This window comes from Stutzerimonas nosocomialis (genome assembly GCF_005876855.1).
In the GTDB taxonomy this organism is placed as follows: domain Bacteria; phylum Pseudomonadota; class Gammaproteobacteria; order Pseudomonadales; family Pseudomonadaceae; genus Stutzerimonas; species Stutzerimonas nosocomialis.
Genome location: NZ_QLAE01000003.1, coordinates 65443 through 88382, shown reverse-complemented (window position 1 = coordinate 88382; position 22940 = coordinate 65443). Strand labels below are relative to the sequence as shown.

The following is a 22940-nucleotide window of genomic DNA, read 5'->3' as shown; positions in this document are numbered from 1 at the left end:
CATGTCCAGATTCTTTATCGATCGCCCGATTTTCGCCTGGGTGATCGCCTTGGTGATCATGCTGGCGGGGGGGCTTTCCATTCTCTCCCTGCCGGTCAACCAGTATCCGAGCATCGCGGCGCCCGCGGTCGGCATCGCCGTGAACTACCCGGGCGCTTCGGCGCAGACGGTGCAGGACACCGTCGTGCAGGTCATCGAGCAACAGCTCAATGGTCTGGATGGCCTGCGCTACATCTCGTCGGAATCGAACGCCGACGGCAGCATGTCCATCACCGTCACCTTCGATCAGGGGACCAACCCGGACATCGCCCAGGTGCAGGTGCAGAACAAGCTGCAGCTGGCCACGCCATTGCTGCCGCAGGAGGTTCAGCAGCAGGGCATCCGGGTGACCAAGGCGGTGCGCAACTTCCTGGTGGTCATCGGCGTGGTGTCGACCGACGGCAGCATGGACCAGCGCGACCTGGCCGACTACATCGTCTCGAACATGCAGGACCCGATCTCCCGGACCAAGGGCGTCGGCGACTTCCAGGTGTTCGGCTCGCAATACGCGATGCGCATCTGGCTCGATCCCGCGAAGCTGAACAACTTCAACCTGACGCCGGTCGACGTGCGCAGCGCCATCCAGGCACAGAACGTCCAGGTGTCGTCCGGTCAGTTCGGCGGCCTGCCGGCCGTGGCGGGGCAACAGCTCAACGCGACGGTGATCGGCAAGACACGCTTCCAGACGCCCGAACAGTTCCGCGACATCCTGCTCAAGGTCAACAGCGACGGTTCCCAGGTTCGTCTGGGTGATGTCGCGACGGTCGAGCTGGGTGGCGAAAACTACGGGGTAAGCGCCCACTTCAATGGCAAGCCGGCAGCCGGTCTGGCCCTGCGCCTGGCGACCGGTGCCAACGCGCTCGATACCGTGCAGGGCGTGCGCGAAACCATCGAGCAGCTGGAGCCGTTCTTCCCGCCGGGCATGGAAGTGGTGTACCCCTACGACACCACGCCGGTCATTTCCGCCTCCATCACCGGCGTCATGCATACCCTGCTGGAAGCCTTCGTGCTGGTCTTCCTGGTGATGTACCTGTTCCTGCAGAACTTCCGCGCCACCCTCGTGCCGACGCTGGCCGTCCCCGTGGTGCTGCTCGGTACCTTCGGCGTGCTCGCCGTGTTCGGCTACAGCATCAACACCCTGACGATGTTCGCGATGATCCTCGCGATCGGCCTGCTGGTGGACGATGCCATCGTGGTCGTGGAAAACGTCGAGCGGGTGATGCGCGAGGAGGGGCTTTCTCCCCTGGAAGCGACACGCAAGTCGATGGGCCAGATCCAGGGCGCGCTGATCGGCATCGGCGTGGTGCTCTCCGCCGTACTGTTGCCGATGGCTTTCTTCGGAGGCTCGACGGGGGTCATCTATAGACAGTTCTCGATCACGATGGTCTCCGCGATGGTGCTGTCGGTGGTCATGGCGCTGATCTTCACGCCGGCGCTCTGCGCCACCCTGCTCAAGCCCATCGAAAAAGGCGACCACCATGCCAAGGGTGGTTTCTTCGGCTGGTTCAACCGTACCTTCGATCGCAGCGTCGAAAGCTACGAGCGTGGCGTGAAGGGCGTGCTCAAGCGCAAGGTGCCGTTCCTGCTGCTGTACGTGCTGATCGTCGGCGTGATGATCGTGCTCTTCAACCGCATCCCGACCGCGTTCCTGCCGGATGAGGACCAGGGCGTTCTGTTCGCTCAGGTCCAGGCGCCGACGGGGTCGACCGCCGAGCGCACCCAGCGCAGCATCGATGCGATGCGTGAATACCTGCTCGAAGAGGAGGGCGACATCGTCCGCTCCGTCTTCACCGTGACCGGTTTCAGTTTCGCCGGGCGTGGCCAGAGCTCGGGTATCGCCTTCATCGGCCTGAAGCCCTGGAGCGAGCGTACCAACGCCGAAGACAGCGTCTTCGCGCTGGCGCAGCGTGCCCGCCAGCACTTCGCCAGCATCCGGGATGCGTCGGTTATCGCCTTCGCCCCGCCAGCGGTGATGGAGCTGGGTAACGCGACGGGCTTCAACTTCTATCTGCAGGATCGCGCTGGCGTGGGGCAGGATGTCCTCAAGCAGGCGCGGGACCAGTTCCTCCAGCTGGCCAGCCAGAACCCGGTGCTGATGGGCGTTCGGGCCAACAGCCTGCTGGACGAGCCGCAATATCAGTTGCTGATCGACGATGAGAAGGCTCGGGTCCTGGGTGTGGCGCTCTCGGACGTCAACAGCACGCTGTCGATCGCCTGGGGTAGCAGCTACGTCAACGACTTCATCGACAAGGGGCGCGTCAAGCGCGTCTACCTGCAGGGTATCCCGAGCTCCCGCATGAGTCCGGACGACCTGTCCAAGTGGTTCGTGCGCAACGATGCCGGACAGATGGTCCCGTTCAGCGCGTTCGCCACCGGCAAGTGGGTCTATGGTTCACCCAAGCTGTCGCGCTACAACGGCGTCAGTGCGATCGAGATGCTGGGCGAACCGGCACCGGGCTACAGCTCGGGCGAAGCGATGGCCGCGGTCGAGGAGATCGCCGCACAGCTTCCGCCTGGCGTGGGTTACTCCTGGACCGGGCAGTCCTACGAGGAGCGCCTGGCGGGGTCGCAGACCCTCGCCCTCTATGCGCTGTCGCTGCTGGTGGTGTTCCTCTGCCTGGCGGCCCTCTACGAGAGCTGGTCGATCCCGTTCGCGGTGATGCTGGTGGTGCCGCTGGGCATCGTCGGGGCGCTGGCCTTCACGCTGATGCGCGGCCTGTCGAACGAGGTGTTCTTCCAGGTGGGCCTGATTACCACCATCGGTCTGGCCGCGCGTAACGCGATCCTCATCGTCGAGTTCGCCAAGGCCCTGCGCGAAGAGGGCATGAGCTATGCCAACGCCGCGTTGGAAGCGTGCCGCATGCGGTTGCGTCCGATCATCATGACCTCGCTGGCCTTTGGCCTTGGGGTGGTTCCGCTGGCGATCGCCAGCGGCGCCGGCGCCGGCAGCAAGCATGCGATCGGTACCGGCGTGATCGGCGGCATGCTCACCGCGACGGTGCTGGCGATCTTCTGGATTCCGCTGTTCTATGTGGTCATTGGTTCGCTGTTCGATCGAGACAAGCCTGGCGTCGAAAGCGAGAAGGAGAAGACCCTGTGAAAAAGTCCTTATTGAGCCTGGCACTGCTGGCGGCGCTCGGGGGCTGCTCGATGATTCCCGAGTACCAGCGCCCGGTCGCGCCGGTGGACGCCGCCTGGCCCCAGGGCGAGGCGCCGGCCAACCAGCAGGCCATGGATCTGGGCTGGCGCGAGTTCTTCCGCGATCCGGACCTGCAGCAACTGATCGACGTTGCGTTGCAGAACAACCGGGACCTTCGCGTCGCGGCGCTCAATGTCGAGGCCTACCGGGCGCTCTACCGCGTCCAGCGGGCCAACCTGCTGCCGCTGGTAAGCGCCGATGGCGCCGCCACGCGCGGCCGTACACCGGCCGACCTGAGCCCCTCTGGCGAATCGACGGTGGGCGGGCAGTACAGCGCAACGTTGGGCGTGGCCTGGGAACTGGACCTGTTCGGGCGTCTGGGCAGCCTGCGTGAGGAGGCGCTGCAACAGTACTTCGCCACCGAAGCGGCGCAGCGCAGCGCGCAGATCAGCCTGGTGGCCAGTGTGGCCAACGCCTGGCTGACCTGGCAGGCCGATCAGGCGCTGCTGGAGCTGACCGCCGATACGCTCAAGGCCTACGACGAGAGCCTGGCACTGACCCAGCGCAGCTTCGACGTGGGCGTCGCCTCGGCGCTCGAGCTGCGTCAGGCGCGCAGCGCCGTCGAGACCGCGCGGGTAAGCCTGGCGCAGTACACCCGCCTCGTCGCTCAGGACCGCAACGCCCTGGCGCAACTGCTGGGGCAGAACATTCCGGCGAACCTGCTGCACAAGCGTGAGCTGAACGACCAGCAACTGGCCGAGCTTCCGGTCGGCCTGCCTTCGGACCTGCTGACCAAGCGCCCGGACATCGTCCAGGCCGAGTATCAGCTGCGCGCCGCCAATGCCAGCATCGGGGCGGCCCGCGCCGCGTTCTTTCCCAGCATCAGCCTGACCGGCGCGGCGGGCACGGCCAGCCGCGAACTGTCCGGTCTGTTCGACGGAGGCTCGGGCTACTGGACGTTCTCGCCGCAGATCAGCCTGCCGATCTTCAACGCCGGGCAGCTGCGCGCCAACCTCGACTATGCCGAGATCAGCAAGAACATCCAGGTGGCCCAGTACGAGCGCGCCATTCAGGTCGCCTTCCGGGAAGTCGCCGACGGCCTGGCGGCCCAGGCGACCTACACCGAGCAGCTCCAGGCGCAGCGTGACCTGCTCGAGACCAGCGAGCAGTACTACCGCCTGGCCGAGCGCCGTTACCGCACGGGGATCGACAGCTACCTGATCCTGCTGGATGCGCAGCGCCAGCTGTTCAGTGTTCAGCAGCAGATGATCAACGATCGCCTCGCGCAGCTGACCAGTGAGGTCAACCTGTTCAAGGCGCTGGGTGGCGGCTGGGACGAGCAACGGGCCGCAGCCAGCGCGCCGTGACGGGCACTGTCTGACGACCATCGGAACGCCGGCTTCGAGCCGGCGTTTTGCTGTCTGGATAGGCGCCGTGTGCGCCCGCCGCACCATGAAAAACGCCGCCTTGCGGCGGCGTTTGGATGACGCGCAACGGCTTAGCGGTTGCGGGTCAGCAGGGCGGGCTTTTCACCGCGCGGGCGGCTCGAGGTCAGCTCATCGAGCTGCTCGGCGCTGGGCAGGCGATCGATGCGCGATTCCTTGCGGATGATCAGCGGCTGCTTCTCGCTCGGACGCGGCGCGGCGTCCTGGCGTGGGGCATCCTGCTCGAAGCGGCGGCTTTCCTGCTTGTTGCGTCGTGGCTGGCCGTTACGCGCGGCGGCGGGCTGGCCGTTGCGTGCAGGCTTGGCTTTGCCGCCGCCATTGCGTGGCGCGGCGGCGCGCGGCTGGTCGTTGCCTGGCTGACCGCTGGCACCGGGGCGGCGACCGCGGCCTGGCTTGCCCTGGTAGGGGCTGACGTAGTCGACGCGGTTGCCGAAGTTGTCCACTTCGTCGTCCAGGAACTCTTCCGGGTCGCGATCGGCCGGCAGGCGTGGCGGACGGGCTGCTGTCGCGCCCTGTTCGGCAGGCGCGCGGGCGGTGCCGGGCGCCTTGGCCTTGCCCTTGCCGCGGCGGTTGCGGCTGGCGCGCTCCTTCGGTTCGGCGGTGCCCTCGGCGGCCGGCTTGCGTTCACCGCGGGCCGGGCGCTCGCCGCGTGCCTGACGCGGCTGGCGCGGTTCGCGAACTTCGGGTTTTTCCGCTTCGATGGCGCTGGCGTCGAAGCCCATGGTGTCGCCGTCGGGGATTCTCTGCTTGGTCAGGCGCTCGATGGCCTTGAGCAGCTTTTCTTCGTCGGGCGACACCAGGGAGATCGCTTCCCCGCTGCGTCCGGCCCGGCCGGTACGGCCGATGCGATGGACATAGTCCTCCTCGACGTTGGGCAGCTCGAAGTTGACCACGTGGGGCAGCTGGTCGATGTCCAGGCCGCGGGCGGCGATGTCGGTCGCGACCAGGACGCGCACGGCGTTGGCCTTGAAGTCGGCCAGCGCCTTGGTGCGGGCATTCTGGCTCTTGTTGCCATGAATGGCCGCGGCGGGCAGGCCGTGCTTGTCGAGGTACTCGGCCAGGCGGTTGGCGCCGTGCTTGGTACGGGTGAAGACCAGCACCTGCTCCCAGGCGCCCTGGGTGATCAGGTGCGCGAGCAGCGCGCGCTTGTGGCTGGCCGGCACGCGGAACAGGCGCTGTTCGATGCGCTCGACCGTGGTGTTCGGCGGCGTGACCTCGATGCGCTCGGGGTTGTGCAGCAGCTTGCCGGCGAGGTCGGTGATGTCCTTGGAGAAGGTCGCCGAGAACAGCAGGTTCTGGCGTTTGGCCGGCAGTTTGGCCAGCACCTTCTTGACGTCGTGGATGAAGCCCATGTCGAGCATGCGGTCGGCTTCATCGAGGACGAGGATCTCGACGTGGCCGAGGTCGACGGCCTTCTGGTTGGCCAGGTCGAGCAGTCGACCCGGGCAGGCGACCAGCACGTCCAGGCCCTTGGCGATGGCCTGGACCTGCGGGTTCATGCCTACGCCGCCGAAGATGCAGGCGCTCTTGAGCGGCAGATCGCGGGCGTAGAGCTTGAAGCTGTCATGTACCTGGGCGGCGAGTTCGCGTGTCGGCGTCAGCACCAGAACGCGCGGCTGGCGAGGACCATGACGGTGCTCGCGGTCCGGGTGGCCGCCCGGGAAAAGCAATTCGAGTACCGGTAGGGCGAAGCCGCCAGTCTTACCAGTTCCTGTCTGTGCGGCGACCATCAGGTCGCGGCCTTGCAACACGGCGGGGATGGCCCGCTGTTGCACCGGTGTGGGCTGGGTATAGCCGGCGGCCTCGACGGCACCAGCTAAAGCCTCGGAAAGACCGAGGGAAGCAAAGGACATGAGTAACCCTGTCTGTAGGGGGGCGGGGCCCGGGACGATCATGCCTGGCGCGAATCGCAACTGGCGTGCGATGCCGTCCGGTCGTGCCGCATTCGAGAGTGCTGGCATCCGGGCGTAAGCCTGGCGGGAAGTGCGGAGTATAACAGAGGCTGTTTACCCCGCATTGGTACGACAGTGTGTCACTTCCTTGGTTCATCCGCCAGCACCCCGTGCGGGATGCGGCGGGCGGCGCGCTGTCGCACCGCCCTGTCGCACCGCGTTGCGCGAACGGGGGCCTTCGTTAACGAGCCGGCCCGATGGGCATCAGCTCACCACCCGGTAGCAGGGCACGTAGGCCGCGCCGCCCGGCAGCTTCATGCGGTGCTGTTCGACGAATGCCTGCAGCAATTCATCGAGCGGCTTCATGATCGCCGGATCGCCGGAGATCAGGTAGGGGCCGTGCTGTTCGATCAGGCGAATCCCCTTGTCCTTCACGTTGCCGGCGACGATGCCGGAGAAGGCGCGACGCAGGTTCGCCGCCAGTTCGTGGGGTGGCAGGTCGCGGCTCAGGCGCAGGCTGGCCATGTTGGCGTGGGTCGGGTCGAAGGGGTGCTGGAAGCTCTCTTCGATCTTCAGCAGCCAGTTGAAGTGGAAGGCGTCGTTGCGCTCGCGGCGGAACTGCTTGACCTGCTCCAGGCCCGCGGTCATCTGCCGGGCGACCTCGGCCGGGTCGTCGATGATCATGGTGTAGCAGCGCTGTGCCGGCTCGCCGAGGGTGGCGCCGATGAAGGCGTGCAGCTGCTCGAGAAACGCGGTCGCGCTGCGGGGGCCGGTGAGGATCAGCGGGAAGGGCAGGTCGCGATTCTCCGGGTGCATCAGGATGCCGAGCAGGTAGAGGAATTCCTCGGCGGTACCGGCGCCGCCCGGGAATACCACGATGCCGTGTCCGACCCGGACGAAGGCTTCCAGGCGCTTCTCGATGTCCGGCAGGATCACCAGCTCGTTGACGATCGGGTTGGGTGCTTCGGCGGCGATGATGCCGGGCTCGGTGAGCCCCAGGTAGCGTCCTTCGACGTTGCGCTGCTTGGCGTGGGCGATGGTGGCGCCCTTCATCGGGCCCTTCATCACGCCCGGCCCGCAGCCGGTGCAGATGTCCATGCCGCGCAGGCCGAGTTCGTGCCCGACCTTCTTGGTGTACTTGTATTCCTCGGTGCTGATCGAGTGGCCGCCCCAGCACACCACCATCTTCGGCGGCACGCCGGCGCGCAGCGTGCGGGCGTTGCGCAGCAGGTGGAACACGTAGTCGGTGATGCCCTGAGAGCTTTCCAGGTCGATGCGCGCGTTGTCGAGCTCGCTCTGGGTGTAGACGATGTCGCGCAGGGCGCTGAACAGCATCTCCCGCGTGCTGGCGATCATGTGCCCGTCGACGAAGGCATCGGCCGGTGCGTTCAGCAGTTCGAGGCGGATGCCGCGGTCCTGCTGGTGGATGCGCACCTCGAAGTCCTCGTAGGCCTCGAGGATGGTCTTGGCGTTATCGCTGTGGGTACCGGTGTTGAGAATGGCCAGCGCGCACTGGCGAAACAGCGTGTAGACGCTGCCCGAGCCGGTTTCGCGCAGCTGCTGCACTTCGCGCTGGGAGAGGGTTTCCAGGCTGCCCCTGGGGCTGACGGAGACGTCGATCGTTTTGCGTTTGGCCATTGCGGCATTCCATCGGGGCGACGTCAGCGCAGGCGCGAGCGTCGCGGGTTGCTGGGGCGCGAGGCGCCATCGGACTTCGCCACGCAAGGGCGCGGCCTCTGCGCAGCACTGTAGCCGGGAGAGGGCCCGCCGGCGACGAAAAATTCGTGGCCGGACGGGCTACGGGTCGCTCAGCGAGCGAAGCCGAGGTTGTTGCGGATCGCCAGGCTCGGCTCGGCCTGGTTCAGGGTGTAGAAGTGCAGGCCGGGTGCGCCGCCCGCCAGCAGGCGTTCGCACATCTGCGTGATGACCTGCTCGCCGAAGGCCTGGATGCTCTGCAGATCGTCGCCATAGGCTTCGAGCTGCTTGCGCATCCAGCGCGGCAGCTCGGCGCCGCAGGCATCGGAGAAGCGCGCCAGCTTGCTGTAGTTGGTGATCGGCATGATGCCCGGGATGATCGGCAGCTCCACGCCCATGCGCCGTACCCGCTCGACGAAGTAGAAGTAGCTGTCGGCGTTGAAGAAGTACTGGGTGATGGCGCTGTCGGCACCGGCGCGCGCCTTGCGCACGAAGTTCGCCAGGTCGTCCTCGAGGTTGCGCGCCTGCGGATGCATCTCCGGATAGGCGGCGACTTCAATGTGGAAGTGATCGCCCGTCTCGGCGCGGATGAACTCGACCAGCTCGTTGGCGTAGCGCAGCTCGCCACCGCCGGACATGCCCATGCCCGAGGGCAGGTCGCCGCGCAGGGCGACGATGCGACGGATGCCGGCGTTCTTGTAGCGCTCGAGCAGGGCGCGCAGTTCGGCCTTGCTGTCGCCGACGCAGGAGAGGTGCGGCGCGGTGGGCACCTTCACTTCGCCGTCGAGCTGCAGCACGGTGTCGAGCGTACGGTCACGGGTGGAGCCGCCCGCACCATAGGTGCAGGAGAAGAAGTCCGGCTGGTATTCGGCCAGCTGGCGCGCGGTGGCCAGCAGTTTTTCATGCCCGGCGTCGGTCTTGGTCGGGAAGAACTCGAAGCTGATGGTGGGGAGATTCGGAGAAGTCATTTAGTTTTACCAAGCTTGAAGCTCGAAGCTTGAAGCCTGAAGCCAAAAGCGGCGGGAGTCCCGGGCCACTTCCAGCTTCCAGCTTGCCGCTTCCAGCTATTAATACCGATAGCTGTCCGGCTTGAACGGGCCTTCGACCTCGACGCCGATGTACTCGGCCTGCTTGGGCGTGAGGCGAGTGATCACGCCGCCGAAGCCCTTGACCATTTCCAGCGCGACTTCTTCGTCGAGCTTCTTCGGCAGGACCATGACGGTCACGTTCTGGGTCTTCTCGGTCACCGGCAGGTCGGCGAACTTCCCGTTGTAGAGGTGGATCTGCGCCAGCACCTGGTTGGCGAAGGAGCCGTCCATGATCCGGCTCGGGTGGCCGGTGGCGTTGCCCAGGTTCACCAGGCGGCCTTCGGCCAGCAGGATCAGGTAATCGTCGTTGTGCGCGTCGAAGCTGCCGCTACCGGTGCGATGCACCTTGTGCACCTGCGGCTTGACCTCTTCCCAGGCCCAGTTCTTGCGCATGAAGGCGGTGTCGATTTCGTTGTCGAAGTGGCCGATGTTGCAGACCACGGCGCGCTTCTTCAGCGCCTTGAGCATGCCGGCGTCGCAGACGTTGGCGTTGCCGGTGGTGGTGACGATCAGGTCGATCTTGCCCAGCAGCGCGGCGTCGATGCACGCATCGGTGCCGTCGTTGAGGCCGTCCTTGTAGGGGGAGACGACTTCGTAGCCGTCCATGCAGGCCTGCATGGCGCAGATCGGGTCGACTTCCGACACCTTGACGATCATGCCTTCCTGGCGCAGCGAGGCGGCCGAGCCCTTGCCCACGTCGCCATAGCCGATCACCAGCGCCTGCTTGCCGGACAGCAGGTGGTCGGTGGCGCGCTTGATGGCGTCGTTGAGGCTGTGGCGGCAGCCGTACTTGTTGTCGTTCTTGCTCTTGGTGACCGAGTCGTTGACGTTGATCGCCGGGATCTTCAGGGTGCCTTTCTTGAGCATGTCCTGCAGGCGGTGCACGCCGGTGGTGGTTTCCTCGGTGACGCCATGCACGCGCTCGAGCACCTGCGGGTACTTGTCGTGGAGGATCTGGGTCAGGTCACCGCCATCGTCGAGGATCATGTTGGCATCCCACGGCTGGCCATCCTTGAGGATGGTCTGCTCGATGCACCATTCGTACTCTTGCTCGGTCTCGCCCTTCCAGGCGAACACCGGGATGCCGGCGGCGGCGATCGCCGCGGCGGCCTGGTCCTGGGTGGAGAAGATGTTGCAGCTGGACCAGCGCACTTCGGCGCCGAGGGCGGTCAGCGTCTCGATCAGCACGGCGGTCTGGATGGTCATGTGGATGCAGCCGAGGATCTTCGCGCCCTTGAGCGGCTGCTCGCCGGCGTATTTGTGGCGAAGGCCCATCAGGGCCGGCATCTCGGATTCGGCGATGATGATTTCGCGACGGCCCCAGTCGGCCAGGGAAATGTCGGCGACCTTGTAGTCGTTGAAACCTGCAGGCGTGAGTACAGCGCTCATGAATGTCTTCTCCGTTCTCGGTCAGGGACGGACGTGCGAGTAGCGTTCGATCGACTGGCGTCGCTCGTGCGTTCTGCTCATGTGTCCGCTGGGCGCCGTTGATGCGTTTCTTGAAAACGCCCCATCCGAGCCTGACAGGTCAACCATAAGCGGGTGCCTGCTGCAGCGCCCCTCGGACAGGTGGCGGGTACGGCCGGACAGCGCCGGCGCGTAATGACCGGCGATTATAGCGGGCCGGCGGGAACTGCCCAAGGTTTTCCGTCGATGGCCTGCTCATCCGCCAAATCCGGGCCATAGCCAGGCTTCATGAGCCAGTGGGCGGATGCTCTGGCAAGCTGGTCGGCGAATCCAGAAGAGGAGAGGCCGGATGAATTTCCATACGCGCAAATGGGTCAAGCCCGAGGACCTCAATCCCAACGGCACGCTGTTCGGCGGCAGCCTGCTCAAGTGGGTCGACGAAGAAGCCGCCATCTACGCCATCGTCCAGCTCGGCAACCAGCGGGTGGTGACCAAGTTCATCTCCGAGATCAATTTCGTCAGCTCTGCGCGCCAGAGCGACATCATCGAGCTGGGCATCACCGCCACCGCCTTCGGCCGCACCTCGATCACGCTGCGCTGCGAAGTGCGCAACAAGATCACCCGCAAGAGCCTGCTGACCATCGACCGCATCGTCTTCGTCAACCTCGGCGAGGATGGCCTGCCCGCGCCCCATGGCAAGACGCAGATCACCTACATCCAGGACCAGTTCAAGGACGACGCGGCGTCATCCTGAGCGTGGCGTTTTGTGCCGGAATGTTTCGGCGGTGTCCGCAACCGCTCAGGCCCGCCCGCTCGCGGGTCGGTGCCGGGAGCGAACTCAGGCCGGCGGCGTTCAGTCGAATCAGGACAGCGTCGGCGGCGTTCGCCGAGCACAACGCTACCCCAGGAGATCTGCGATGAATCCTGTTCTGCGCGTCCTGCTGTTGACCCTTGGTGGCCTGTTCGCCCTGCCTGCCGCCGCCAACTCCTGCTACGTCACGGCCCATACTTCCGGCGCCATTCCGGCTCCGGTCAACCAGGAATACTGCTTCGAGCACGTGGGCACCGAAAGCGACTCGATCGACTGGGCATGCCGCGACCGCGAGGATGTGCGCAACGCCCGTCACGAGGTTCGCGACAGTTGTCCCGCCGGTGCTATCGGTACCTGCACCGCCGCGCTGACCCCCGAGACCCTGGCCAACGAGCGTGCCACGGGCAGCCAGACCTCAGGCCAGACGCTGCCCACCACCGTGCCGGAGACGGCGCAGATCGTGACGCACCACTACAAGGTGTCCGACGAGGCGCAGGCCAAGGTCGACTGCGAAAGCGCCGGCGGCAAGTGGACGCAGTAACGGTTGCGCGCTTGGTTTGAGTCGCCCGGGCGGGGATAATCGCGAGCTTTGTCAGGCTCGAGGTATCCGATGAAGCGCACCCTGATGGCCGCGATACTGCTGGGAACCCTGGCCCTGGGGGGCTGCGATCGCGTCGATCCCGATTCGCCCCAGGGCAGGCGCAGCGCACTCTTCAAGGAGATGCTCCGGGTCAGCGAGGATCTGGGCGGCATGTTGCGCGGGCGCCTGCCGTTCGATGCCGGGCGCTTCGCCGAAGGGGCGGTCGAGCTGGACAACCTGTCGCGCCAGCCTTGGCAATACTTCCCCGATGAGCGCGATGGCCGCAGCAGCGCGCGCGACGATGTCTGGGCGCGTCAGGAGCGGTTTCAGGAACTGGCGCGTGAGATGGAGGCGGCCACCGCCGCGCTGGTTGCCGCGAGCGGTCAGACGCCCTTGAGGCCCGCGCAGGTACGTCCCGCGCTGCAGCAGGTCGAAGACAGCTGCGAGGCCTGTCACCGCGAGTTTCGCGCCTACTGACTGACGGTCCCCTTGCGCGCCGCTTCCAGCCAGCGGCGCGCCGTATCGAGCTGACGCTGACGCAGCTCGATACGCCCTGCATCACCGTCGGCCAGTGCTTCGCGCAGTTGCGCCTCTCGCTGCCTGACCAACTGGTTGGCCTGCTCGATCGCCAGGCGATTGGCCTGCAGCGGCTGCATGCCCCGACAGCGGACGTTGAGCGCCTTCAGGCGCGCCTCCAGCTCGGTCTGGGTGACCCGGTCGCCCAGCAGACGCGCCTGATGGAGCTGCTCGCTGATGCCTTGCCGCTGCGCACTGCAGCTTTCGGTACGCGCCTTGGCCGGCAGCGTGGCGCTGATGAACAGGCTGGCGGCGAACAGGGTCGACAGACGCCGGTATGGCATGAAGGGGTTCCCGATAGAAGTCGAGGACTGTCGACTCCCGTTTGGCCTGGAAGTGCCCCGTTCAGAAGCCCGCGATGCCCTGCGCCCCCAGCCGCGCCGCCAGCGCGGCGACCTCCGGCTCGTTGAAGAACGCATGCAGCTGGCGCGCCCGGCCCGGGCCGATGCCGGGCTGCTCGGCCCATTGCGCCTGGCTGCGCGTGGCCAGGTCCGCCCAGCTGAGTTCGCCCGTCAGCTCGACCCCCGGCGGCACGCCGAGCCCGGCCAGCCAGCGGGCGAAGGGGCGCTGGCGCGCCTCGTCGAAGCGTCGTCTGAGCGCGGCGGCGCGAACCGGTCCCACGCCCGGCAGTTCTGCCAGGTGTGCGCTGTCGAGCGTCAGCCAGTCGCCGAGATCGGAGAGCAAGCCCGCCTCGAGCAACGAGCGCCAGGTTTCCGGACCCACGCCGGGCAGCGCCAGGCCCTGCTTGCCGCCCAGCCACGCGAGGCGCGCCAGGAACTGGGCCTCGCAGCCCGGTTCCGGCCGCCAGCAGCTGAGCGCATGGTGGCGCGCGGGATCGGGTACGGTCACGCCCTGGCGCTGCGAGGCCTGCCAGATCACCCCGTCCAGGCGCGGGATCGTCAGGCCGGCGAGGGCGACGGCCACCTGGTCGCCCGGGCGGATGTCGAGGGCTCGCCAGCGCTGCAGCGAGCCCACGCTCAGTTGGGTGATGCGGCGCCCGTCGAGGATGACCGGTTCGATGCCCAGCATGGGGGTGATCCGTCCTGTGCGGCCGATCTTGAAGGTGACCTCGCGGACTTCGGTCAGCGCGGTGACCACCGGGTATTTCCAGGCCGCCGCCCAGGACGGCGGTTCGGCGCGCCAGCGACTGCCCTCGGGGCGGTGCGCCTGCTTCAGCACCACGCCGTCGCTGGCGAAGGGCAGGGCGTTGCGGTACCAGTGGTCGCGCCAGTGGCGTGCCTCGGCGACGGTGGTCAGCGGCTGGCTGAGCTGCGCGGTATCGGCAAAGCCCATGGCGGTGAGACCCCGCAGGCGCGCCTGCATCTCGTCCGGCCCGTTCGGCCAGTCCCAGACGAACAGGCCGATGCCCGCGGCCTCTTCCGGGGTAAGCCGCTGGCGCGCCATCAGCCCGGCGACCTTGCTGCGCGCGCCGGTGCCGCCGGCGGTGGCCTGCACGTGATCGGGCAGCCGCCAGTACAGCTCTCCCTGGAGGATCACCGGTTCGCTCAGCGGCAGGCGCTGGGCGACCCGTGGCAACTGGCGCACCCGGGCGGTCCAGTCCTGCCCGCTGCGCCCGTCGCCACGGCTGATGGCCTGCTGGAGAACCCCGTCCCGGTAGACCAGGGTCACGGCCACGCCGTCGACCTTGGGCTGGATCCACAGGTCCTTCCGGCTGGCCATCCAGCGCGAGACCTCGGCCTCGTCGGCGAGCTTGGTCAGGCCGGTCTGCATCACCGGGTGGAGCCGCTCGCCGCCCTGGCCCGCCAGCGGATCGGCCGGCGCGTGCGGCTGTTCGGCGAAGCAGCTTCGCCAGCCGTCGAGGCGCGCGCGGGCCTGGTCATAGACCTCGTCCGGCACCAGGGACTGACCGTGGCCGTGATAGGCGGCATCCCAGGCAACGATCTTCGCGTCGAGGCCGGCGATCTCGCGGTGGGCGTGGGAAGGTTCCCAGTCGGGGCAGGGGGCGGCGAACGCCGGGAGGCAGAGCGACGTCTGCACGATGGCCAGCAGGGCGGGTCGTATCATGGGAGCATCCTTGCTCGGGTAGACGAACGGGCGCATCGGCCCGGGTAGGGCGACTGGCGGCTCAGGGCGTCCTGCCCTGTCGGCGGCGAAGGCGGCTCGGCCGCTCGCCTTCGGCGGTGCGAAACCGTTCGCGAGGTTTTACACCGCCTGCCTTGCCGGCTTTTTCTCTACAATCGCGCACCTCTATGTATCCGGAGAAACGCTCCCGTGCAATCCGTAATCTCCATCGAGGCACTCACCAAGACCTACGCGTCGGGTCATCCGGCGCTCAAGCGCATCGATCTCGAGATCCGCAAGGGCGAGATCTTCGCGCTGCTGGGCCCCAACGGCGCCGGCAAGACCACGCTGATCAGCATCATCTGCGGCATCGTCAACCCGGGCACCGGCAAGGTACTGGTCGACGGCCACGACATCATCGACGACTACCGGGCGGCCCGCTCGAAGATCGGGCTGGTGCCCCAGGAACTGTTCAACGAAGGCTTCGAAAGCGTCTGGGCCACCGTGCGCTTTTCCCGTGGGCTGTTCGGCAAGGCGCCCAACGACGCCTACCTCGAGCAGCTGCTGCGCGACCTCTCGCTGTGGGAAAAACGAAGCGCCCGGATCATGGAGCTGTCCGGCGGCATGAAGCGCCGGGTGATGATCGCCAAGGCGCTGTCCCACGAGCCGACCATCCTGTTCCTCGACGAGCCCACCGCAGGCGTCGACGTGGAGCTGCGCCGCGACATGTGGGAGATGGTGCGCAAGCTTCGCGAGCGTGGCGTGACCATCATCCTCACCACGCACTACATCGAGGAAGCCGAGGAAATGGCCGACCGCATCGGGGTGATCCGCAAGGGCGAGATCATCCTGGTGGAGGACAAGCACCGGCTGATGACCCAGCTGGGCAAGAAGCAGCTGACCCTGCAGCTGCAGCGCCCTCTCGCGGCGATACCGGCGGAGCTCGGCGGCTATCCGCTGGCGCTGACCGACGACGGTCACGCGCTGGTGTACACCTTCGACACGCAGCGCGAGCACACCGGGATCGCCGAGCTGCTGCGCAGCCTGGCCGCCCATGACATCGACTACAAGGACCTGCAGACCTCGCAGAGTTCGCTCGAGGAAATCTTCGTCAGCCTGGTGAGGGCTCGTCCATGAACGTCTACGCGGTACGCGCCATCTACCTGTTCGAACTCGCCCGGGCGTGGCGCACGCTGATGCAGAGCATCGCCACGCCGGTGATCTCCACCTCGCTGTATTTCGTGGTGTTCGGCTCGGCGATCGGCTCCAACATGAGCCAGATCCACGGGGTCAGCTACGCGGCGTTCATCGTGCCCGGCCTGATCATGATGATGCTGCTCAGCGAGAGCATCTCCAACGCCTCGTTCGGCATCTACATGCCGCGCTATTCGGGAACCATCTACGAGGTGCTGTCGGCGCCGGTGTCCTACGTCGAGATCCTGATCGGCTACGTGGGCGCGGCCGCCACCAAGTCGGTGGTGCTCGGGCTGCTGATCCTGGTGACGGCGCGGGTGTTCGTCGACTATCGGATCGAGCATCCGCTGTGGATGGCGCTGTTCCTGGTGCTCACGGCGGTGACCTTCAGCCTGTTCGGCTTCATCATCGGGGTCTGGGCCAACGGCTGGGAAAAGCTGCAGATCGTCCCCGCGCTGATCGTCACGCCGCTGGCCTTTCTCGGCGGTAGCTTCTATTCGATCGAAATGCTGCCCGACGTCTGGCAGAAGATCGCTCTGCTCAACCCGGTGGTGTACCTGATCAGCGGCTTCCGCTGGAGCTTCTACGGCGTTTCCGACGTGCATCCGGCGATCAGCCTGGGCATGACCTTCGGCTTCCTGGCCGTCTGCCTGGGGCTGGTCTGGTGGATCTTCAAGACCGGTTATCGGCTGAAGAACTGACGGCGGGGCGCCCGGCCCCGCCGGTCACTGCTCGATGATCAGGCGCACCGGCCCCTCGCGCCGGTCGCCGAACACCAGGGTGCGTGCCCCGAGTCGCTGGAAGCTGAGGTCCAGCTGCCCATCGCCCACCCTGAGCCCGCGCAGCTGCAGCTGATCGATGCCAGCGGGCAGGTGTGGGCGCTCGACGCTGACCTGCCCCTGCCGCGCGTCGATCGAAACGCCCAGGCAGGCCTGCAGCAGCATGAACACCGAGCCGGCCGCCCAGGCCTGGGGCAGGCAGGCCACCGGGTAGGCGATCGGCGCCTCGCCCGGCGCCCGTTCGAAGCCGCAGAACAGCTCCGGCAGGCGCATGCCGAAGTGGCTGGCGGCCTCGAACAGGCCGCCCAGCAGGCGGACCACGCCCTGACGCTCGCCATAGCGCGCCAGGCCCGCGGCGCAGAGCGCCATGTCATGGGGCCAGATCGAGCCGTTGTGGTAGGACATCGGGTTGAATCGGGCCGCGTCCGGCACCAGCGTGCGAATCCCCCAGCCCGAATTGAAGGCCCGCGACAGCAGCTTCTGCGCGGTCGCGCGCCCGCGCTCGGCATCTGGCAGCCCGCAGTAGAGCAGGTGTCCGGCGTTGGAGGCCTGCACCTGGCAGGCGCGACCGGTGCCGTCGAGCGCCAGGGCGTAGAAGCCTGCCTGCGCCAGCCAGAAGTGCTGCTCCACGGCCTCGCGCAGGCGCTCGGCCTTGGCTTGCCATTCGACGGCGCGTTCGGACAGGCCGCGCTCGGCGGCCATTTCGGCCATTTCACGGTAGGCGCGATAGGCGTAGCCCTGGACCTCGACCAGCGCGATCGGCCCTTCCGGCGTGCTGCCATCGGCGTGGAAGACCGAGTCGTGGCTGTCCTTCCAGCCCTGGTTGATCAGCCCGCTGTCCTCGCCGCGGGCATAGCCGAGCAGGCCGCTCGGGTGCCTTGCGGCTTGCTCGTCCATCCAGCGCGCGGCCGATTCGAGCGCCGGCCAGATCGACTCGATGAACGCCCGGTCGGCGGTACGCCGGGCGTAGGCGCCCGCCAGCACGATGAACAGCGGGGTGGTGTCCACGCCGCCGTAATAACGGCCGAACGGCAGCTCGTTGACCGCCGACATCTCGCCCTGACGGGTCTCGTGCATGATCTTTCCGGGCGCCGAGTCGCGGAAGCTGGAATGCTCCCGGGCCTGGTGGCGCGCCAGGTAGGCGAGCACGCCGCGCCCGAGCGCGGGGTCGAGCCACAGCACCTGCAGCGCCGTGATGATCGCGTCGCGGCCGAAAGGCGTCGAGAACCAGGGAATCCCGGCGTAGGGGTACGGCCCGGTCGGCAGCTCGGTCGTCAGCAGGGCGAGGTCGGCCCGGGAATTGTCCAGCCACGCCTGGAACAGGCGGCCGGAGGTCTTGATCTGGGCGCCCCGCCGACGGCGCCGGCGCATGCTGCGCCGCGCCTGCGCCGCGGCCTGGCGAAAGCGCGTCCGGTTCGGTTCGCACGGCGACGGGCCGATCTCGACGAACAGTTCCCATTCGGCGCGCGCCGCCAGGTCGACGACGAACGTCGCGTGCTGCTCGTCCAGCTGCCCTGGCGGCTGCGAGAAGCTGATCGCCGCGCAGCGCAACTGGGCATCGAGGCCCTGGTAGCGCAGCGTGACGCTCTGCGGTCCGAGTTCGGCGTCCAGCAGTTCGCCCCGCTGCGCGCGCCGTTGCCCCCGTACCTCGAACATGTCGCGAAAGTCCGCCGCGAACTCGACGTCCAGCGGCACGCTGGCCGGCTCGTCGGCGAAGTTGACCAGCGACAGCCGTTCCAGCAGGCGGCCTTCCCACAGCAGGCGCTTGCGCTCGATGTGAATGACGCCCTGCGGGGTGTCCGGCTCGCCCAGCATGGACAGGGGGTGGTTGGACAGGTGCGCGGTGAAGAACACGTTGTCCTGGCTGACCGCACTCGACAGCAGGGCGGGACGCTGCCCGCCCACGCGCAGGCGCCAGCGCGACAGCACGCGGGTGTCATTGCGAAAGAGGCCGTCTTCCTGCCCGCCCAGGTCGCCGAAGTGATCGGCCACCAGGAAGCTGTCGCCCTCCTTGAGCACGAAGAGCCGCTCGGGTCCACGCGGTTGCTCGGTTCGTGGTAGGCCGGTCATGGTCAGGCGCTCTTCTGCAGTGGCTGATGGGGGCCGTGATCGCCCAGCAGCTTCCAGTACTGTTCGAGGTAGCGCTGCGCCATGGCGTGGGCGGAGAAGCGCTGCTCGAACACCTCGCGCACGCGCCGCCTGCTGAGGGTGCCGACCCAGTGAACGGCATCGGCGGCGGCGACCTCGTCGTCGACGATGAAGCCGGTTACGCCATCATCGATGACCTCCGGCACCGAACCGCAGCGCCAGGCGATCACCGGCGTGCCGCAGGCCATGGCCTCGATCATCACCAGGCCGAACGGCTCGGGCCAGTCGATGGGGAACAGCAGTGCGCGGGCGTTGCCGAGGAATTCGGATTTCTGCGCATCGCTGATTTCGCCGACGAATTCCACCAGCGGGTCGTCCAGCAGCGGGCGGATGACCTGGTCGTAGTACTCGGTGTCGGCGCTGTCGACCTTCGCCGCGATCTTGATCGGCAAGCCGGCCCGACGCGCGATGGCGATGGCCCGGTCCGGTCGTTTCTCCGGCGAGATGCGGCCGAGGAAGGCGAGGTAGCCCCCTTCGGGCCGCTCATGGAAACGGTAGCTGGAGGCGTGCAGGCCGTGATGAATGGTGCCGGCCCAGTTGGCGAACGCCAGCGGCGCGCGCTGGTGGTGGGAAATCGAGATCAGCGGATAGCGGTGCCAGCGGCGGTAGACCTGCGGCAGGTCGGCCAGGTCGAGGCGTCCGTGCAGGGTCGTCAGGGTCCGCTCGGCCATGTCCTCGAAGAAGGGGAAGTGCAGCAGGTCGACATGGAAATGCAGGACGTCGAACTCGTGCGCGCGGCCGCGAACCTCGTCGATCAGCTGCAGGTGGCTCGCCAGGTCCGACTTGAGCGGCTGCGGGTCGAGCCGCAGGGCGCGATCGCGGACCGGTACCAGTTCGGCCGAGGTCTGCGCATCGGCGGCGGCGAACAGGGTGACCTCGTGTCCGAGTTCGACGAGCGCGTCGGTCAGGTGGGCGACGACGCGCTCGGTTCCGCCATACAGGCGCGGCGGCACGGCTTCGTAGAGGGGGGCAATTTGCGCAATCTTCATCAATGGTCTCCTTGATCAGGGATGAACAGAGCGAGAAATCGTCAGGGTCCTCGTCGGGAATCGGCTTCGCATTTAGGGTTCGAGGCGAGGATTTCAAGTGAGCCGGGCGTTCCGCTCGTCGGCTGTCACGGGGCGCGCGCGCCGGACTTTTCGACAGGTTGTCGAGCAACGCGGGCGGCGGCGGATTAGCATGGCCGTCCATTCACCTCGCGAGGTTTCGCATGAAGATTTTCCGGCCCGTCGTGATCACGGCGGCACTTGGTCTGCTCAGCGGCCCGGCGCTCGCCGCCTTCGACCTGGGCGAGGCGGCCCGCATCGGCGCTTCGATGATGGGCGGCACCCAGCAGGGGCAGGCGGCGCAGGCGATCCAGCTGGTCGGTACGCTCGACGAGCTGGGCATCACGCCGCAGCAGGCCATCGGCGGCACCGGCGCGCTGCTCAACGTGGCGCGCCATCAGCTGCCGGTGAGCCAGTATGGCCACCTGGTCAACGAGATGCCCGAGCTGCAGCGCCTGGCCGGGAGCAACGGGCTCGGGCAGCTCGCCGGTCTTGGTGGGCTGCTTGGCAAGTCGGGCCAGTCCGATCAGGTCGGCAGCGCGACGCAGAAAGCGCTGGACGAGGTGCAGACGCTGCCTCAGGCGCAGCAGGCCTTCGCCATGCTCGGCATGGATTCGGCCCTGGTGGGTCAGTTCGCGCCGCTGCTGCTCCAGTACCTGGACAACCAGGGCGTCGAGGGCTCGCTGTTGCAGGGGCTGGCGGGCGTCTGGGGCGTGGGCGGCAACTGAGCCGTTCGCCCTGAAACGAAAAAGCCCCGCGCAGCGCGAGCTGGCGGGGCTTTTCGTTGCGGCCGGGCTTAGAGGCCGGCGGCGGCGCGCAGGGCGTCTGCCTTGTCGGTCTTCTCCCAGGTGAAGGCGGTGAAGGTGTCGCCACCGACCGTCATCTCATAGGGTTCGCGACCGAAGTGGCCATAGGCGGCGGTGGCCTTGTACATCGGGTGCAGCAGGTCGAGCATGGTGGTGATCGCGTAGGGACGCAGGTCGAAGTGCTCGCGCACCAGGGCGATGATCTTGTCGTCGCCGATCTTGCCGGTACCGAAGGTGTTCACCGAAATCGAGGTCGGCTGGGCGACGCCGATGGCGTAGGAGACCTGGATCTCGCAGCGCTCGGCCAGGCCCGCAGCGACGATGTTCTTGGCCACGTAGCGACCGGCGTAGGCGGCCGAACGGTCGACCTTGGACGGGTCCTTGCCGGAGAAGGCGCCGCCGCCGTGACGGGCCATGCCGCCGTAGGTGTCGACGATGATCTTGCGGCCGGTCAGGCCACAGTCGCCCACCGGGCCGCCGATGACGAACTGGCCGGTCGGGTTGATGTGGAACTGGGTGCCCTTGTGCAGCAGTTCGGCGGGGATCACGTGCTTGACGATCAGCTCCATCACCGCTTCCTTGAGGTCGGCATGCTTGACCTCGGGGTTGTGCTGGGTGGAGAGCACGATGGCGTCGATGCCGACCACCTTGCCGCCTTCGTAGCGGCAGGTGACCTGGCTCTTGGCGTCCGGGCGCAGCCAGGGCAGCAGGCCGCTCTTGCGCGCTTCGGCCTGGCGCTCGACCAGCGCGTGGGAGAAGCGGATCGGTGCCGGCATCAGCACGTCGGTTTCGTTGCTGGCATAGCCGAACATCAGGCCCTGGTCACCGGCGCCCTGGTCTTCCGGCTTGGAGCGGTCGACGCCCTGGGCGATGTCCACCGACTGCTTGCCGATGATGTTGACGATGCCGCAGGTGGCGCCGTCGAAGCCGACGTCGGAGCTGTTGTAGCCGATGTCGATGATCACATCGCGCACCAGCTGTTCCAGGTCGACCCAGGCGGAGGTGGTCACTTCACCGGCGACGATGGCCACCCCGGTCTTGACCAGGGTCTCGCAGGCGACGCGGGCGTGCTTGTCTTCGCTGATGATGGCGTCCAGTACCGCATCGGAAATCTGGTCGGCGATCTTGTCCGGGTGTCCTTCGGACACGGACTCGGAGGTGAAAATCGAGTATTCGCTCATCTATCGGTTTCCTGTTACCGGTGGGTGAGTCGGTCGTCAGCGGGGCGGGCGAACTGCCGGGCCTGGATCTGAAAACCGTTTTTCAAGCCAATGTAGAGGCTCTCGCCGGGCGTGAGCCCCGCGGCATCGGCCCAACGGGCCAGATCGTCCTGTTCGAAACCGAGCCAGAGATCGCCGCAGGCCTCCCTGGCCCACCCCTGGTTGTGGCTGCACAGCTCGGTGATCAGCAGGCTTCCGCCCGGGCTCACCAGCCGCGCCAGTTGTCTGAGTGCCTCGCCCGGCGCCGCCAGGTGGTGCAACACCATGTTGACCACCACGCAATCGGCGGCCGGGCAATCGTCGTGCAAGGCATCGGCAAGTTTCAGTTCGACGTTGCCGAGCCCTTCCTGTTCACAGCGCAGTCGCGCCAGCTCCAGCATCGCCGGGCTGTTGTCGACCGCCAGCACCCGCGCGAAGCGTCGCGCCAGTTCCGGCAGAAAACTGCCGTCGCCCGGGCCGACCTCCAGGGCCGAGGCCCCGGCCGGCAGGTGCAGCGCCTCGAGCAGCGCCAGCACGCTGTCGCGATACTGCGGCAGGCCGGCGATCAGGTCCTGTCGAGCCTGGAAGCTGCCGGCCATGCGGGTGAAGAAATCCTCGCTCGCCGCACTGCGCTGCGCATGCACCGAGGCAATCCGCGCGCGTACCTCGTCGGGCAGCTCGAGGCCGTCGACCTCCTCGAGCAGGGCGGCATGCAGCGCGCCGCCAAGGCTCTCGCCGTCGGGCAGGGCGCGACGGTAGAAGATCGCGTTGCCCTCGCGGCGGGTGGCCACCAGCCCGGCCTGGGCCAGCACCTTCAGGTGGTGGCTCATGCCCGACTGGCCGATGGCGAAGATCTGCGCCAGCTCCAGCACGCCGAACGAATCGCTGGCCAGCGCCCTCAGCACGTTCAGCCTCAGCGGGTCGCCGCCGGCCTTGCACAGGGCGGCGAGCTGGTCGCTGGCGTCGAAACGGATCTGGGGGATGCGCAGGCTCATAGGTCGCGCAGTCTAGTCGGTGGCCTTGCAGGGGGCAACGCCAATATCAATATCTTTTGATATTGCCTGGGCGGCCGCG

The 22940-nt window shown here is 67.2% G+C and carries 18 protein-coding genes and 1 riboswitch; of the genes, 8 read left to right on the top strand and 10 right to left on the bottom strand.

All coding sequences use genetic code 11. The features are described 5' to 3' along the window. The first annotated feature begins 1 nt into the window (after window position 1). Window positions 2-3139 carry an efflux RND transporter permease subunit gene (locus DN824_RS02555; RefSeq protein WP_138406834.1) on the top strand — a complete coding sequence of 1046 codons (3138 nt, stop codon included), beginning with the start codon at window positions 2-4 and terminating at the stop codon, window positions 3137-3139. Beyond that, window positions 3136-4545 carry an AdeC/AdeK/OprM family multidrug efflux complex outer membrane factor gene (adeC, locus tag DN824_RS02550; RefSeq protein WP_138406833.1) on the top strand — a complete coding sequence of 470 codons (1410 nt, stop codon included), beginning with the start codon at window positions 3136-3138 and terminating at the stop codon, window positions 4543-4545. The genes DN824_RS02555 and adeC overlap by 4 nt, the downstream gene beginning before the upstream one ends. Window positions 4546-4676: 131 nt before the next feature. Here adeC and DN824_RS02545 read toward each other — a convergent pair whose 3' ends face one another. The 4 genes from DN824_RS02545 to ahcY all read right to left on the bottom strand — a co-directional run bounded on the left by DN824_RS02545 (window position 4677) and on the right by ahcY (window position 10687). Then, window positions 4677-6476, bottom strand: coding sequence for an RNA helicase RhlE2 (locus DN824_RS02545; protein ID WP_138406832.1), 1800 nt, complete (start codon window positions 6474-6476; stop codon window positions 4677-4679). A gap of 303 nt (window positions 6477-6779) precedes the next feature. Further along, the gene (ppnN, locus tag DN824_RS02540) at window positions 6780-8153 is read right to left on the bottom strand and encodes a nucleotide 5'-monophosphate nucleosidase PpnN (RefSeq protein ID WP_138406831.1); all 1374 of its coding nucleotides are present in this window, start codon (window positions 8151-8153) and stop codon (window positions 6780-6782) included. A gap of 170 nt (window positions 8154-8323) precedes the next feature. Next, window positions 8324-9178, bottom strand: coding sequence for a methylenetetrahydrofolate reductase [NAD(P)H] (gene metF / locus DN824_RS02535; RefSeq protein ID WP_138406830.1), 855 nt, complete (start codon window positions 9176-9178; stop codon window positions 8324-8326). A gap of 99 nt (window positions 9179-9277) precedes the next feature. Further along, entirely contained in the window at window positions 9278-10687 is a 1410-nt protein-coding gene (ahcY, locus tag DN824_RS02530) for an adenosylhomocysteinase (protein ID WP_138406829.1), read from the bottom strand. Between the two features lie 83 nt (window positions 10688-10770). Continuing rightward, window positions 10771-10867, bottom strand: a riboswitch (S-adenosyl-L-homocysteine riboswitch). A 187-nt stretch (window positions 10868-11054) separates the two neighbouring features. Here ahcY and DN824_RS02525 point away from each other — a divergent pair. The 3 genes from DN824_RS02525 to DN824_RS02515 all read left to right on the top strand — a co-directional run bounded on the left by DN824_RS02525 (window position 11055) and on the right by DN824_RS02515 (window position 12573). Then, on the top strand, window positions 11055-11459 hold the full coding sequence (locus DN824_RS02525) for an acyl-CoA thioesterase (RefSeq protein ID WP_138406828.1): 405 nt from the start codon (window positions 11055-11057) through the stop codon (window positions 11457-11459). 163 nt (window positions 11460-11622) lie between these two features. Further along, window positions 11623-12057 (top strand): hypothetical protein, encoded by a 435-nt coding sequence (locus DN824_RS02520; RefSeq protein ID WP_138406827.1) that lies wholly within the window; start codon window positions 11623-11625, stop codon window positions 12055-12057. A 69-nt stretch (window positions 12058-12126) separates the two neighbouring features. Then, window positions 12127-12573 (top strand): c-type cytochrome, encoded by a 447-nt coding sequence (locus tag DN824_RS02515; protein ID WP_138406826.1) that lies wholly within the window; start codon window positions 12127-12129, stop codon window positions 12571-12573. On the opposite strand, the gene DN824_RS02510 is transcribed toward DN824_RS02515, so the two are convergent. Further along, window positions 12567-12956 carry a DUF1090 family protein gene (locus DN824_RS02510; RefSeq protein ID WP_158295322.1) on the bottom strand — a complete coding sequence of 130 codons (390 nt, stop codon included), beginning with the start codon at window positions 12954-12956 and terminating at the stop codon, window positions 12567-12569. The two genes, DN824_RS02515 and DN824_RS02510, sit on opposite strands and share 7 nt — an antisense overlap. A 61-nt stretch (window positions 12957-13017) precedes the next feature. Continuing rightward, window positions 13018-14697, bottom strand: coding sequence for an NAD-dependent DNA ligase LigB (gene ligB / locus DN824_RS02505; protein WP_138406824.1), 1680 nt, complete (start codon window positions 14695-14697; stop codon window positions 13018-13020). A gap of 207 nt (window positions 14698-14904) precedes the next feature. Here ligB and DN824_RS02500 point away from each other — a divergent pair, with 207 nt between their 5' ends. Together DN824_RS02500 and DN824_RS02495 are read left to right on the top strand one after the other, a co-directional pair. Beyond that, on the top strand, window positions 14905-15831 hold the full coding sequence (locus DN824_RS02500; protein ID WP_138406823.1) for an ABC transporter ATP-binding protein: 927 nt from the start codon (window positions 14905-14907) through the stop codon (window positions 15829-15831). After that, on the top strand, window positions 15828-16589 hold the full coding sequence (locus DN824_RS02495) for an ABC transporter permease (protein WP_138406822.1): 762 nt from the start codon (window positions 15828-15830) through the stop codon (window positions 16587-16589). Before DN824_RS02500 ends, DN824_RS02495 begins: the two co-directional genes overlap by 4 nt. A 24-nt stretch (window positions 16590-16613) precedes the next feature. Here DN824_RS02495 and DN824_RS02490 read toward each other — a convergent pair whose 3' ends face one another. Together DN824_RS02490 and DN824_RS02485 are read right to left on the bottom strand one after the other, a co-directional pair. Continuing rightward, window positions 16614-18737 (bottom strand): amylo-alpha-1,6-glucosidase, encoded by a 2124-nt coding sequence (locus tag DN824_RS02490; protein ID WP_138406821.1) that lies wholly within the window; start codon window positions 18735-18737, stop codon window positions 16614-16616. Between the two features lie 2 nt (window positions 18738-18739). Then, entirely contained in the window at window positions 18740-19804 is a 1065-nt protein-coding gene (locus DN824_RS02485) for a glycosyltransferase family 4 protein (protein ID WP_138406820.1), read from the bottom strand. 221 nt (window positions 19805-20025) lie between these two features. Here DN824_RS02485 and DN824_RS02480 point away from each other — a divergent pair, with 221 nt between their 5' ends. Beyond that, window positions 20026-20589, top strand: coding sequence for a DUF2780 domain-containing protein (locus tag DN824_RS02480; protein ID WP_138406819.1), 564 nt, complete (start codon window positions 20026-20028; stop codon window positions 20587-20589). Between the two features lie 68 nt (window positions 20590-20657). Here the strand turns inward: DN824_RS02480 and metK are convergent, their stop codons facing one another. Both metK and DN824_RS02470 read right to left on the bottom strand, forming a co-directional pair. Then, window positions 20658-21848 carry a methionine adenosyltransferase gene (gene metK, locus DN824_RS02475; RefSeq protein ID WP_138406818.1) on the bottom strand — a complete coding sequence of 397 codons (1191 nt, stop codon included), beginning with the start codon at window positions 21846-21848 and terminating at the stop codon, window positions 20658-20660. Between the two features lie 14 nt (window positions 21849-21862). Beyond that, a complete protein-coding gene (locus DN824_RS02470; RefSeq protein WP_138406817.1) occupies window positions 21863-22861 on the bottom strand; it encodes an ArsR/SmtB family transcription factor in 999 nt (332 codons plus the stop codon). Window positions 22862-22940 lie beyond the last annotated feature (79 nt).